At 39.3% G+C, this 13,531-nt stretch carries 15 protein-coding genes and 1 pseudogene; 10 read left to right on the plus strand and 6 right to left on the minus strand.

The features are described from left to right. Together ACFOUY_RS07570 and ACFOUY_RS07575 are read left to right on the plus strand one after the other, a co-directional pair. Nucleotides 1-261: ISAon1 family transposase N-terminal region protein (locus ACFOUY_RS07570; RefSeq protein WP_378959885.1), on the plus strand; the 261-nt coding region annotated here is incomplete at its 5' end. Nucleotides 262-410: 149 nt separating this feature from the next. Further along, on the plus strand, nucleotides 411-932 hold the full coding sequence (locus ACFOUY_RS07575; RefSeq protein WP_378959886.1) for a transposase: 522 nt from the start codon (nucleotides 411-413) through the stop codon (nucleotides 930-932). Nucleotides 933-945: 13 nt separating this feature from the next. On the opposite strand, the gene istB is transcribed toward ACFOUY_RS07575, so the two are convergent. From istB to ACFOUY_RS07590, 3 genes are all read right to left on the minus strand, one after another. Further along, nucleotides 946-1,662 (minus strand): IS21-like element helper ATPase IstB, encoded by a 717-nt coding sequence (gene istB, locus ACFOUY_RS07580; RefSeq protein WP_378959887.1) that lies wholly within the window; start codon nucleotides 1,660-1,662, stop codon nucleotides 946-948. 3 nt (nucleotides 1,663-1,665) lie between these two features. After that, the gene (gene istA, locus ACFOUY_RS07585) at nucleotides 1,666-3,231 is read right to left on the minus strand and encodes an IS21 family transposase (RefSeq protein ID WP_378959888.1); all 1,566 of its coding nucleotides are present in this window, start codon (nucleotides 3,229-3,231) and stop codon (nucleotides 1,666-1,668) included. Between the two features lie 183 nt (nucleotides 3,232-3,414). Beyond that, nucleotides 3,415-4,998, minus strand: a complete 1,584-nt coding sequence (locus tag ACFOUY_RS07590; protein ID WP_378959889.1) for an ISL3 family transposase — start codon at nucleotides 4,996-4,998, stop codon at nucleotides 3,415-3,417. Between the two features lie 184 nt (nucleotides 4,999-5,182). Between ACFOUY_RS07590 and ACFOUY_RS07595 the strand changes: the two genes are divergently transcribed. Then, complete coding sequence (locus ACFOUY_RS07595) at nucleotides 5,183-5,518, plus strand: transposase (RefSeq protein ID WP_378959890.1); 336 nt, start codon at nucleotides 5,183-5,185, stop codon at nucleotides 5,516-5,518. Nucleotides 5,519-6,221: 703 nt separating this feature from the next. Here ACFOUY_RS07595 and ACFOUY_RS07600 read toward each other — a convergent pair. Together ACFOUY_RS07600 and ACFOUY_RS07605 are read right to left on the minus strand one after the other, a co-directional pair. After that, nucleotides 6,222-6,377: a lmo0937 family membrane protein gene (locus tag ACFOUY_RS07600; protein ID WP_378959891.1), complete on the minus strand. Its 156-nt coding sequence runs from the start codon at nucleotides 6,375-6,377 to the stop codon at nucleotides 6,222-6,224. Nucleotides 6,378-6,458: 81 nt separating this feature from the next. After that, nucleotides 6,459-6,626 carry a hypothetical protein gene (locus ACFOUY_RS07605; protein ID WP_378959892.1) on the minus strand — a complete coding sequence of 56 codons (168 nt, stop codon included), beginning with the start codon at nucleotides 6,624-6,626 and terminating at the stop codon, nucleotides 6,459-6,461. 371 nt (nucleotides 6,627-6,997) lie between these two features. On the opposite strand from ACFOUY_RS07605, the pseudogene ACFOUY_RS07610 reads away from it, so the two are divergent. The 3 genes and pseudogenes from ACFOUY_RS07610 (at nucleotide 6,998) to ACFOUY_RS07620 (ending at nucleotide 9,305) form a co-directional block, all read left to right on the plus strand. Further along, nucleotides 6,998-7,792: pseudogene (locus ACFOUY_RS07610) on the plus strand (SDR family oxidoreductase). A 14-nt stretch (nucleotides 7,793-7,806) separates the two neighbouring features. Continuing rightward, complete coding sequence (locus ACFOUY_RS07615) at nucleotides 7,807-8,406, plus strand: hypothetical protein (RefSeq protein WP_378959893.1); 600 nt, start codon at nucleotides 7,807-7,809, stop codon at nucleotides 8,404-8,406. A gap of 125 nt (nucleotides 8,407-8,531) precedes the next feature. Further along, nucleotides 8,532-9,305 carry a DUF72 domain-containing protein gene (locus ACFOUY_RS07620; RefSeq protein WP_378959894.1) on the plus strand — a complete coding sequence of 258 codons (774 nt, stop codon included), beginning with the start codon at nucleotides 8,532-8,534 and terminating at the stop codon, nucleotides 9,303-9,305. A gap of 253 nt (nucleotides 9,306-9,558) precedes the next feature. Here the strand turns inward: ACFOUY_RS07620 and ACFOUY_RS07625 are convergent, their stop codons facing one another. Then, a complete protein-coding gene (locus ACFOUY_RS07625) occupies nucleotides 9,559-10,203 on the minus strand; it encodes a hypothetical protein (RefSeq protein WP_378959895.1) in 645 nt (214 codons plus the stop codon). A gap of 207 nt (nucleotides 10,204-10,410) precedes the next feature. Between ACFOUY_RS07625 and ACFOUY_RS07630 the strand changes: the two genes are divergently transcribed. The 4 genes from ACFOUY_RS07630 to ACFOUY_RS07645 all read left to right on the plus strand — a co-directional run bounded on the left by ACFOUY_RS07630 (nucleotide 10,411) and on the right by ACFOUY_RS07645 (nucleotide 13,345). After that, nucleotides 10,411-11,631, plus strand: coding sequence for a cation:proton antiporter (locus ACFOUY_RS07630; protein WP_378959896.1), 1,221 nt, complete (start codon nucleotides 10,411-10,413; stop codon nucleotides 11,629-11,631). Between the two features lie 181 nt (nucleotides 11,632-11,812). Continuing rightward, nucleotides 11,813-12,094 carry a carboxymuconolactone decarboxylase family protein gene (locus ACFOUY_RS07635; protein WP_378959897.1) on the plus strand — a complete coding sequence of 94 codons (282 nt, stop codon included), beginning with the start codon at nucleotides 11,813-11,815 and terminating at the stop codon, nucleotides 12,092-12,094. A 191-nt stretch (nucleotides 12,095-12,285) separates the two neighbouring features. Next, complete coding sequence (locus tag ACFOUY_RS07640; protein ID WP_378959898.1) at nucleotides 12,286-12,882, plus strand: HD domain-containing protein; 597 nt, start codon at nucleotides 12,286-12,288, stop codon at nucleotides 12,880-12,882. Nucleotides 12,883-13,198: 316 nt separating this feature from the next. Continuing rightward, entirely contained in the window at nucleotides 13,199-13,345 is a 147-nt protein-coding gene (locus ACFOUY_RS07645; RefSeq protein WP_378959964.1) for a hypothetical protein, read from the plus strand. Nucleotides 13,346-13,531 lie beyond the last annotated feature (186 nt).

The following is a 13,531-nucleotide window of genomic DNA, read 5'->3' on the forward strand; positions in this document are numbered from 1 at the left end:
TTAGAGAAAAACATTCATCCTGAAGAGTATTCAGGTGAGAAGTTAATTTCTAAAGGCTTTTTCGATGAAATCACCGTTCGTGATTTTCCCTTGCGTGGAAAACCTAGTTTTTTGAAAATAAGGCGGCGCAAGTGGCAAAACCTCAATAGCAAAAAGATTGTTTTCCGGGATTGGAATCTGGTTGCCGATGGTACCAAGATGACTAGCGAATTTGCATTTTTTTTTGAAAAGCTATTTGGATTCAAGCCCAATAAGCTGTAAAACGCTAGGTCATTTCTTTGGTGTTGACGGCAAACGTCTTGAGGAACAGTATGCTAGCCATCTGAGTGGATTTACCATTTGGGATCAGCTGGAGCATGCTGAGGACTGGCTTCTATTTCCTGAAAATATGGGCGAATATCTTTCCATAGATGAAACCAGCCTGTCCCAGGGAGAGTTTATATACCGTTCTAACCAATAAGGCTGCAAAAGGTAAAAAGGGCGCCCTTGTTGCCATTATTAAAGGAACCGAAAGCGAATCGGTAATCAAAATCCTATCTCAGATCAAGGTAGGCTTGCGCAGAAAAGTGAAAGAAGTTACTCTTGATCTTGCTCCAACAATGTCTCGTATAGTTAAACAGTGTTTTCCTCAGGCCAAACTGGTTTCTGATCGCTTTCACGTACAACAACTGGCTACAGAAGGCGTCCAGGAAATAAGGATAAGACACAGATGGGAGGCCATAGAACAGGAAAACAAGGAAATGGAACTTGCCAAAACTGCAAAAAAACGTTGGATACCGGAATTGCTGGAAAATGGTGATACAGTAAAACAATTGCTCGCAAGAAGTAGATACTTACTGTTCAAGCGAGAGGTTGGATATTATGGTGATATTGACCCCAGTAATGCACTATACTGCCCCCCCCCCCTCGGGGATTTGGCCTATCATAGCTGACGGCATGACAATTTTACCTTTTTTTTCTTAGACTTTCTCCTTTTAATTCAATTCTGTAAGAAGTGTGCACCATGCGGTCCAAAAATGCGTCTGCCAGAGTTGAATCTCCAAATATATCCCACCATTTTTCTACTGGTAGCTGGCTGGCAATTATGGTTGCTTTTTTTGCATGCCGATCTTCAATAATTTCCAGCATATCCATTCGTTGTTGTTGTTCAAAATGGGTTAACCCGAAGTCATCCAGAATTAGAAGATCTGCCTTTGATATTTTTTCAAATAACTTATGGACGCTTCCATCAATCCGGCTCATCTTTGTTTTTAAAAGCAACTTCTGTACATTGAAGTAAGCGACTCTATACCCTTGTGCACATGCCTGATGCCCCAGCGCGGAAACCAGGAACGATTTTCCGGTTCCTGTAGAACCGCATACCAGTATTGCCTCTCCCTTGGGGATGTAATCACCTGTGGTAAAGATTCCCACAGTAGCCTTGTCCAGTCCCCGCTTGGAATCCATGTTGAGTTCCTCGATTGATGCCTTATAACGGAAGTTTGCATTTAGCTGGAGCCGTTCAAAACGCTTTCCATCCCGATCATCAGCTTCCGCTTGGAGCAATACCTGCATGCCTTCGCTCAGAGTGAGCTCGTGTAGTTTTCTTGTTTCATTAAGGGCTGTCCAACTACGGGTCATACCATGCAGCCGTAGCTGCCTGAGTTGTGTTTCGATATTCATTTTCTAGAATTTAATTGTTGTTTGTGAATAATATTCCATACCACGGATATTGTGGTGATCTGGGAGTGACTGTTCCTGTTTCGGTTCATCCTGATTATCAGCCATGTTATTTTTTAGGATGCGTTCAACAAAGCGATATGAAAGGTTGCGAACATTCATTGCAAGCTCACAGGCTGCTCCAAATTTGTCGGATTCCACACCTTTCTGCAACCTGAGAAGCCCGTCACATGTGCGGTAGAGCTGTTCCGGATGTGTGTTTTGCTCGAATATCATCTGGAAAAGAAGATGAAGTTCTGCAGATTTCTCCTTTGCTCTGGCAATATAATATTTAGGACTCCTCTCCAGATAATGCTGGTGATGTGAGCTCAGATGATCTTTTTGCGTGGAGTAACCAGCTGGATTCAAATTCCGCACATGAACTGCAATCTGTTTGTTCCTGGCATATATCTTCACCATGCTCCTGGTATAGATTACCTGAACTTTTTGCCCTACATATGCAAAGGGAACGCTGTAATAGTGCTTGTCTTTGCCCAGGTAGATGTGGTTATTATGCGCCACTTTGGGTTCTGAATAATACTTCACCTCAAAGCATTCGACCGGCAGTGGAAGGAGCAGGTGTTTCTCCGCTGCAAGAAAACGCTCTTCCCTGCAGTAGGGTTTCTGCTGCATCCTTGTCTGGTTATGTGCCTTAACTTTTTCCCGAATGGCCTGGTTGAGTGATTCGATATCAAAGAACTGACGGTTCCGAAGTCTAGCGTAAACACGGTTGTATACCAGCTTGACCTGATTCTCTACCAATGCCTTATCTTTTGGCTTCCTCGATCTTGTCGGGATCACCGTAATCCCATAGTGATTGGCAAAATCATCCAGTGCACGGTTGATCTCCGGCTCAAATCTGTTGGCTTTTACAACTGCAGACTTCAGATTATCCGGTACCAATACCGCAGGCGCACCACCGAGTTCCCTAAGACAACATTCGAGCGCATGGAGAAAATCATCTACCCGCTGGCTCCGGACGGCCATTACAAAGCAGTAATCAGAGAATGGAAGTGATGCGACAAATATCTGACAGGGAACAACCTCCCCAGTCTCTCGATCAATATAATGCATTTGCTTACCAGCAAAATCAACGAATAGCTTATCTCCGGCAAGGTGTTCCAGTCGCATCCCGGGACGCCTGGCTACCAGTTGCTGCCTGAGATGGAAACAAAACTGGGGATAGCTGTACGCAGGCTTGCAGCCAGCCTGGTATTCTTCATAAAGAAGTAGACGGGTCATCCCAACCGATTCCAGTTCCTTCGCGTAATAGGTCAGGTTCGCACGAAGATATTCAAACCGTGGATCTTTATAGGCTGGACTTCCAACATGAAATTTGCCCATCATTAACGGATCATCCATTTCCAGAAGTTCCGAAATTGGAATCGCGCCAGCCTCTAACTTGGAAATATATACCTTAACTGTATTCTTGCTGACCCCAAGATTCCGGGCAATGCTTTTTATGGAATCACCTTGTTTGTGAAGCCGTAATAACTGTTTGATCTGACTCGTTTCTTTCGATTTTCCGGCCATCTTATGCTACTTTAGGTAAAGGATTATTACCTAAGTAAGCCAAATCAAATTAAAGAAGGGGGGTCAACATGCTCCATTAGAAACTGCATTAAACGCAGACCAAGAGGGGTCAATATGCTCCATTACAAAATCTTTAATACCCAAGGGTGGGGTCAGCATCCGGTTCTTCCCCACTTTTGGTGGTCAAGAGCGAGCTAATACGAGTCTTTTTTCAAGAAGCCCCAGAGAACATCTCCCATACATTTGCCGTTTTAATGTTTTAAGTTTGTTTACGTTTCCTTCTACTGGCCCATTGCTCCAGGCTAGGTCGAAAGAATTTTTTATGGATTTCAGATCCTGCTTTAGTCCATTTGCAAAGCCGCATAGTTCATTAATTGAAGATATTATCACTTTTGAAATCCATGAGTCTAAACCCTCACTGCTTCGATCCTTTAGCATCATTTGACGAAATTCTCTTATAAAGCCAAGGGATTGTTTTAATATAGCCGAGGAATCACAAAGATCATTTAAAATATGAGCTTCATTTTTTGAAAGCTTTTTTGCTTCTTTAAAAAACAGCTTGGAGGTGATAGATGGCCGCCAGGAACTCAGATCAGTTGGTAATACTTTTTTATCTCCTTTTTTTTTACCAATTGCCATTTCATACCTCGCCAGACCATCGGACAAGGTAGAATATGCACCTCTGTAACCAAGTGCTATTAACTCCTGATGTAATGCCTTAAGCTGGATTTCAGGTACTTCTGCCTTTCTTTTCTTTATGTATTCAAGATGGTTTTCAAGTCCAGTTGGCGAACTACACTTCTTTTTTGGTAACTCCTCAAGATACTTATACTTTCTTACCGTTATACGGCTCATCCTGAATCTTCTTGATATCTCCTTTATAGAAACGCCTTGCTCAAGCAGTAGTCTCACTTCTTTAAATTTCTTTTGTTGAGCGGTTGGGACGGAACTTTTTAGGGATCGCGGTTCGGTAGTCTTAGTTTCACGGTTAGCTTCCCTGACTTTTTTTAGCGCTAAATGTTCCCGATCCAGAATCTTTCGCATCGCCTCACCTAAATTTTTCAATAGATGCCACCGATCTGTAACCTGAATAGCGTCAGGGGCCCCTTTTGTAGATGCACTCTGGTAATTGCTATATCTATCCCTAGAGATAATTTTCACTTGCGTTCTCTTTTTTAGCCATTCGCTAACCGTATTTTCCTCACGATCACCGAGTAATCCGATTGGGCGATTCGTCGTTAGGTCCACAAGGATACTTCCATAACGCTCCCTCTTCTTTATAGCCCAATCGTCGATACCCAAGGCAATCACTCCATTATTGCAGGGAAGTTCTTTTTTCTCTATTATCCTTAATAAAGTGGTATCAGATGTTGGAATCGAAAGCTGACTACAAATACGTTCTGCGGATTTTCCACCAGATTCTATGGCTATATTTAATAATTTGTTATGCAGCCTGTCGGTTCTTCTTTGATAAGGCTTGAAATGGTCACCATATCGCTCTGTAAATACTTTCAACGGGCATTCTAATGTACTACAATAAAATTTTCGTGCTCGCAAGACGATTTGTGAACACTTTCCAAACGCAGGAAGGTCTGCAAACTTTCTAGTATAATAACTATGAACTTTCGATGAGGCTTCCTCGCAATTTGGACAAAATGACTTTCTATTCTTGCTTGAAATATAGATAATAAAGCTATCTGCTAGGCTATCTACTGAAACAACCTTAAATTGACTGGCATTGTTGAAGATTACTTTGCTGGCATTCATTAAGTTAATAACGACGGAAAGCCGGATATTTTATGTAATTACCACCAAAAGTGGGGAAGAACCAGCATCCGCCGTAATGTCAGTAAAAGCTTTAAATGGTTTTACCCTAAACCGAAATTGGAAAACATAACTGGGGGGTCAACATGCTCCAGAATATCCAGAGGTCAACTGGACACCTTCACAATTGCATCGAGCAGAACTATTATTTGGCCTGTATCCTGATCTGGAGCGGGCTTATAAACTGAGTCAAGGTTTGTCCAACATTTTCAGCACCTCTAAAGACAGAATCATCGCTTTTAAAAAGCTGGCTATTTGGTATAACGATGTCGAAGCCGCTGGATTCAAATCGTTTAACACGATTTCCAAAACAATCCAGAACAACTACGAAAGGATATTAAACTACTTTACAAATAGAAGTACAAATGCATCTGCTGAATCTTTCAACGCTAAAATAAAAGCATTCAGATCACAGTTCAGGAGGTGTGAGGAATGTGAAATTCTTTCTATTCAGATTATCTAAAATTTATGCCTAAGATTAATCCCCAACTTTTTTGCTTGGTCCGGAGTTGAGAAGTTTATTCTAATAACTCTGAAGATAGTTTAAAAGTTTTAGAAATTAGTACGGCCTGTTTATTGTAACTACGAAACATATCAATCCCGTGCTTTCTTTCAGTCTTAAAATAAGTTCAATTCACACCAGATAATTATTTCTTGTATTATTGATAACCTTTTGGATATTCGTCTGGTTTGCAAAAGTCTACGCAGCCTAAGAATATTTTGAAGATTCAAATCAGTCAGCAAAGTTGGCTATACAGACTTTAATTATTTATAATGGTCTGTTTACCTACGACCCTGCGTAGATTTGACCAGTAGAATAACTAACCTCATTTGCCGGAAGTTGAACCGTAAATCAAGGCAAGTTCCGCTGGTTGTCCCGTATGTCCAATTGGTGTTTCTTTACCAAATTCTTTAAGCTTTTCAGGTGTCGAGCGACCACACATCTGCAGTTGCCACACTTTCCATCATTTGAGAAGCGGCTGCAGCGGCCATTACCAAACTAAGGCCACTAAGCGCCTTTGGTTTACACCATTCTTTTTTTCCAAGGTATATCTCTATACCTACCTTAACTTTTTCTGTTTTTAGAATTTTAAAACAGTTCTACGAAGGCATAAAACAAAAAGCAGACCCAATCTATGGCCTGCTTTTTTGTATGATGTTTTTAATTAAACCCCTCTTCCGCTAATCAGGCGCCAAACAACAGCGATTACTGCAATCACCAATAGGGTGTGGATGATGTTACCAGTATAAAAGCCTCCAAAAAAACTGATTAACCAGATGACAACTAAAACAACTGCGATTAAATAAAGTAAATTTCCCATATATGATTTTTTTAAGGCTTAACAGCTTTTTATTCAAAATGTTTTTAATAATTGTGATTGCGCAAGTTTTAATGACTGGGTCTAATGCTGACTTTTATCCTGGTTTTTACCGTTATTATTCTTATCTATTTCTTGATCAAGCTTGGTGTTTTTTCCATCTGCAAAAGGAACTTCGTCCTGAGTATACCCTTTTTTATTTTGCTCATTAGTTTTGGCTTTCTCCGCATTTAAATTTTTATTTTCTTCCATGATCTTTTTTTTATATTCAACATTCCTAACGTATAATTGTTCGAAAATAGAGAGCCTTGGTAAGCAAGGCGTCGATATAATATTCGCAAATTATATCGATTAAAGTCTAGAGAAAGCATTCTATCCAATTTAAATATCCTAGATTTTATTAAGATCTCATCCTCTGATTTTTCATAATGCTTAATATGCATCTTTTTGAAAACTAACTATTCGTTTATGTTGTTTTAAATCTATAAGTCGCAAATATCTTAATCAATGGATCTCCAGCACTAGGAAGATCCGGTACCTGCGATTAAGCCTATTCTTTAACATTCATGAACATGCAAAAGACACCTTCAAAACAGCATAAAACTCCAGGTATAGAGGCTAAAATGAATCCAAGACCTGAGGTAATTAAATCAACTTATCGAGGCTCGGCCAATCTTGCAGGTAAAGTAGCGCTAATTACGGGCGGCGACAGTGGTATCGGGCGTTCGGTTGCTGTTCATTTTGCTCGGGAAGGTGCAGATGTTGCCATCGTATATCTTAACGAAGATGTCGATGCTAAATAAACTAAAGTCATGGTGGAGGCAGAAGGGAGGAAATGTCTGATGTTAAAAGGTGATGTTAAGAAGGTAGAATTTTGTAAAAAAGCAGTTAACCAGGTTATAAAAGCATTTGGAGGGATTAATATATTGGTCAATAATGCAGGGATGCAGGTTCCTCAAAAGGATCCAAAAAACATTGATCCAAAGCAGCTTGAGGAAACTTTTACAACAAATATATTCGCTAATTTCTATTTCGCACATGAGGTGTTAAAGCACTTCAATGCTGACGATTGTATTATCAATACAACCTCGGTCACTGCTTACCGCTCTTCTCCTAATCTTATCGATTACTCATCCACAAAGGGAGCCATAACGTCTTTTACACGGTCTCTTGCCACGAATCTCGCAAAAACAGGAATAAGGGTGAATGCTGTGGCACCAGGGCCGGTTTGGACCCCACTTATCGTTTCAACTTTTGATGAAAAAAAAATAAAATCATTTGGGTCTGAGACGGCTCTGGAGCGGGCAGGGCAACCTTCGGAATTGGGCCCTGCCTATGTGTTTTTAGCCAGCGAAGATGCCTCATTCATCACTGGGCAGGTTATCCACGTTAACGGAGGTGAGGTTGTAAATGGTTAGTAAATGCCTACGATATGAAAAAAATTAATCCTGTTCCACCCCAAATAACCGGAAGCTTCATTGATGTGGTCGAAGTGGTTACACTTAAATCTAAAGAGCAGGCTCGGATCTTTTTTGAGTTGGTATCGCAAAGGCTCTTATCCGTTAATGAATGGGGAAGGTACGCGGGTATCTCAGAATTCAAACTGCTGGATAAAAAGGGTAATAAAATCGATAGGCAAGCGGCTAAGGGAGATTACATCAGAATCGATGTACCTGGCCCCGGGACTAAATCAGGAAGGGGTTATGACTGGGTTAAAGTAGAATCAATTGTATTTCAGCACAGCGGTGATGAACAGCTGATTTCCCTTCAGGTTAGGCCCACGCATTTCCCATTAGGCGAAAGTGCGGTAACTGCTCATTTTTTAAGGCATGAGGCAACCTCAACCTTCATCGTAAGATGCTTAGGTAAACAGGTTTTTGCAGAAGAACATGGTCGAAATGAATTGCCAAATACAGTTGAAGGATCGATTGTAGATAGGGGACGCAATTTCCTTGTTGGCATTGCTGCAAAATTAGGCATGTCCTACCCGCAGTGGAAACGATTGGTTAAGGGATTACTGGCTGTTGATTAATAATTGTAAGCTATATACCATGATTTTTTGTTTATCTTTTTTGTGTCCTGCAACAATGGAAATATCATTCTGAAAGAAAACCTATGCTGATTTAAATGAACTTTTTTAGATAAATATTCTGTATCATGACTGAACAAAGCGTGCCTAAGGGCGAGTTTTATATTGGTACCAGTGGATTAGTCCTACCTGTAGGTAATAAAACCTATTATCCAGAGGCCTTCAAAGATAAAAGTAGATTATCTTTCTATGGCTCCCTCTTTTCCTCTATAGAAATAAATAGTTCATTCTATAAAATTCCACTTTCCCTTACGGTTAGAAAGTGGAAAGAGCAGGTACCCAGTGATTTCCGTTTTAGCTTTAAGCTGTTCAGGGACATTACACACGCAAAGCATCTAATTTACGACCCAAAACTCATTACCACTTTTATGAACGCCATCTCTCAAGTAGAAGAGAAAGCAGGTAGCTTGCTGGTTCAATTTCCCCCAAGCCTTAAAGTTCATGACATGGTTAACCTGGAGCGGTTATTAATTGACATACAATCCGAGCCTACCTCGAAAAAATGGACTGTTGCCCTGGAATTTAGAAACGCAGATTGGTATAAAGATGAGGTGTTCGAGCTGGCTAACAAGTATAAATCTTGTATGGTAATTCACGATAAGGGTAGCTTTGGCACTGAATATCATGATAATGGCACCAACGCTATCTACCTAAGGATGCATGGACCTGGAGGAAATTATTGGGAAAGCTATGATGAAGGATTACTATATGAATATGCAAGCTATGTCATTGAGTGGATGAATAAAGGTAAAACAGTGTTTGTATACTTCAATAACACGATGGGTAGTGCTATATTAAATTTGAATACCTTACGCAATGCGGTTTTGAACGGCTTAGTTTAATAATTAGGGCTATCTATCTTAAATATTGGGCGTGAAGAAGAATCGGCAACTTTAAATTAAGTAACATTGATTTCACCTAACAGTGGGAGCGGTTTGAAGAGTATATTTTTCTCTCTATTAGGATCTTTGTTTTTACGGTAATGGGGAATTATCTTTTGAGAAACCTCAAAATCTCTCATTATAATTAGCTTGCGGTTACATCAAGTTGTCGCCTGTCGAATATACTATCATCTTTATGGTTTTTGCAGTACGTCTAATTTACTTGAGCTTTTTGTAAAATGTCGTAATATTTTTTAGAAAATCCACTAATGGCAGAATCCTGAGATTTTAGTCCGCTTTGCAATACTGCATTTGCTTTAATTATATCCTTTTTTAGTAAATCCGAATACGCCTTGTCAAACTCAGCACCTTTAAGTGTACTCAAATTTTCTACCAATTTATTTACTTCAACACCATCCATCCGCAAACCAACGGGATTGCTCATTCCTGTATTACCAGCTTCACCACCACCGTTTTTTAATCTCGAAGTATCTCGAAGATTATCTGGTGCAGAATCCACACGTCCGTCAGGGCGCTGGGAACCATCTGGTAAAGTTGTAGGTAAATTAATTGATTTAGCTTTCGCAATAGTTCTTAGCTCTTCGCTAGCTTTACTTAAGGCTAAAGTAAGCTTTGTTGCCATAGACTTTGTTCTACCGCCTCCTTGCTTTGTTGCTATTTTAGCAACACGTAAATGTTCCATACATAATACAGAAGCCTGTCGTAAAAATAACTCATCATTATTCTGTACAATGATTGATATATTCTTTGGTCTTTCCGTATTTAGATTATTTGTATTTGAAGCGCATAACAAGTAGGACCCAATTGCCATTATGCTTATTTTAACAGAATTTCTCATAGCGAATTATTTGATTGTTCACACTGAATAACATCACCATAATGAGAAGGTTTTGAATTATAAATAATAAATAGCATATATAGGCTTGGTATTTTGCTTTTATGGTGACTGGAATTTCTTAATTTACGCTTACCGTTTATTGCTGGTTAGGGTTATGTGAAAACTATATAGATTAATAATTGTAGTTTAAATCAAACCAATTTCTTAATGGATCAATATATATTAATTTTAACGATGATCGGACTTGCATCCTTTAGTATATCCTGGATGCCCCGTATTGCAGCTTTTACAGGAATTTCATATTCTATATTTTATGTCTTTATTGGCTGGTTGGTTTACACGATCTTTCCCGGTGCATTGCCAGATCCTTCTCCTCAGCATCACTCTGAGGTGAGCCTGCACTTAACCGAATTGGTGATTATTATTTCTTTAATGGGTGCCGGAATAAAGATAGACCGTCCATTTTCCTTAAAAAAATGGTGCTCGCCGTTAAAATTAGTGTCAATTACCATGCTGTTGTGCATCGTAGCCTCTGTAATTATGGGCTATTATTTTTTAGGATTGGGCCTAGCATCGGCATTGCTTCTGGGTGGTGCCTTAGCTCCAACAGATCCCGTTTTAGCTTCAGATGTACAGGTTGGGCCACCTAATGAGACTATAAAATCAGAAACGCGGTTCGCATTGACGGGTGAAGCTGGTTTGAATGATGGCATGGCATTTCCCTTTATCTGGCTATCCATTGCAGTAAGTCAAATCTCTACAGGGAGTAATTTCTCATTTATCAACTGGTTAAGCTATGATTTGATTTACAAGATTTCTTTAGGAGTTTTGATTGGGTACTTCTCTGGTAGATTTGCCGGATACCTTGTGTTCAAGCTTCCCCGAAAGCATAAGTTCCTCTACACAAGGGATGGTCTTTTGGCGATATCCTTGACGCTTATAGTTTACGGTGCTGCTGAAATGTTGCATGGATACGGATTTATAGCAGTATTCGTTTGCGGTATTGCAGTCAGACATTATGAAAAGGGTAGTTCCTATCATTCAGAACTCCACTCTTTTACTGATCAAGTGGAAAGGATGTTAATTTGCATTTTGCTTGTTCTTTTTGGTGGTGCTTTGGCAAATGGTATTCTCAATTCTTTAAATTGGCAAATAGTGTTTTTTGTCCTCATTTTTGTATTTCTAATCCGGCCGATATCCGGGCTAATAACATTTAGTACTTCTTTGTTATCTTTCAGGGAAAAGCTTGGAATAAGCTTTTTTGGAATTAAGGGTGTCGGCTCTGTATTTTATTTGCTTTTTGCTTTCAGGAAGGCTCAGTTTGAATATCAGCAAGAATTATGGACTACAATATCATTTGCTATTTTGATTTCTATTGTACTTCATGGGCTAACAGCAACAACGGTAATGAAAAAATTAACCTCATAGAAAATTGACTAATAGTAGTTTTTTCAAAATATTGAATGCCTTGCATTTCTTAATCTACATTAAGAAATGAGGGGTATGTAACAACTAACTTTGATATATTAATGTAATACATAAAAAGATGTTAAATGTTATTAAACACAGACTGGATGTATGGCAGATTGAACCCTTGTATAGGGAACACATGGCCGATATAGAAAAAAGTATCTATAGCTCTACCATACAAAGGAGCTTATTTAAAATCCTTCGAATCAGGGTTTCACAGATCAATAAATGTGTATTTTGCATAGATTACCATAGCGAAGAGACATTGAAACACAGTGAAACTGCTCACCGTATGTATTTACTATCTGCCTGGCAAGAGAGTCCCCTTTTTACAGATATTGAAAAAAGCACTCTGCAACTGGCTGAAGAAACGACCCAAATATCTGCACACGGGTACTGGATGAAACCTACGAGAATTTAAAAAAGTGCTTTAGCGAAGCAGAGATCGCTGATCTGATCATTTTCATTAGTCACATTAATTTCCTCAACAGAGTTGGCATTACGACAAAAACTGTCGCCATCTAAAGTCCGTAATAATATTTTGATTTTAATAATTTCATGATGAATATATAAGGCAAATCTATTGCGGGAATCAGGGTTCCCGATAGTCAAATGACTAAACAAGCTACCGAACTACTAATCGAATATGGCACCGAATTACTCTATAATCACTCTATGCGGACCTTTCTCTTCGGTTTGCTGAATGCCGAACAAAAAAAAGTAAAGTATGACCCTGAGCTGTATTATGTTTGCTCAGCATTTCACGATTTAGGGCTAAGGCCACATTATAGTAGCCCGGATAAACGCTTTGAGGTTGATGGGGCAAATGCTGCCAGAGATTTCTTGAAAAGCCACGGACTCCCAGAGAAGTCCTTGCAGTTGGCATGGGATGCAATAGCTTTACATACCTCTCCGGGGATAGCAGAATACAAAGAGCCGGAGGTGGCCATGCTGAATTATGCAACAGCACTTGATGTTGTAGGGCGAGGTTATGATGACCTACCACCTGCAGATAGAACTGACATTTTAAAAGTATTCCCAAGAATGAACTTAAAAAACCAGATGATTCAGACCTTTTTCGATGGATTTGGTTATAAGCCGCGTACCACCATAGGAAATATGAATTCGGATATCTGCGTCTGCATGATACCACATTTCCAAAAGTGGAACCTGTGTGATGAAATCAAGGATTCTCCATGGGAAGAATAAAGAATTGTTCTTCTGAAAATTTCCAAAATTTATTATTTCTTAAATTCACGGGATATTTATTTATAGAAGAATTCAAAGATGCAAGAAATTATCACTACAAATTTTTGAGGTAAGGGTTACGCTCAGTGGGAATAGGGTAAGACTTTAAAAGATCGCATCAAATATCATTTTGAACAGCCTGGTGAACTTTTGGCTCAGGGAGCAGTGAAGAACTACTATTCAACAGAAAGATTTCTTAAAGAGTTTTTAAAGGAGAAAAAAATTCAAAGTCATTCAACTAGCTAAAGTAGATTTTAAATTTCTAACTGATTTTAGCATCTATTTAAAGCCAAAAAGGCCGGATAAGGGACAAAGGGCCTGCACCAACAATACAGTGATGAAACATATTGAAAGATTACAAAAACTGACAAGTCTTGTGCTCAAATTTGGTTGGATAAATCAAGGATCCCTTTGCATTCTATAGACACCATGAGGTAAAAAAGATCGGATTGCTCTTAGTGATGAACAAATGCGACAATTAAGATGTGCGGAATTAAAGATAGGCAGTGAGGTTGTCGTTTATTTACTTACTCTAGTGACGAAAGACTCTACTTTTTTTAGCATGCCAGACCGGTACGCCAATAAATTTAGTCGAGTTTCCTTTTTTTAT

Origin of the sequence: Pedobacter jamesrossensis (genome assembly GCF_042650905.1) — a bacterium.
Taxonomy (GTDB): domain Bacteria; phylum Bacteroidota; class Bacteroidia; order Sphingobacteriales; family Sphingobacteriaceae; genus Pedobacter; species Pedobacter jamesrossensis.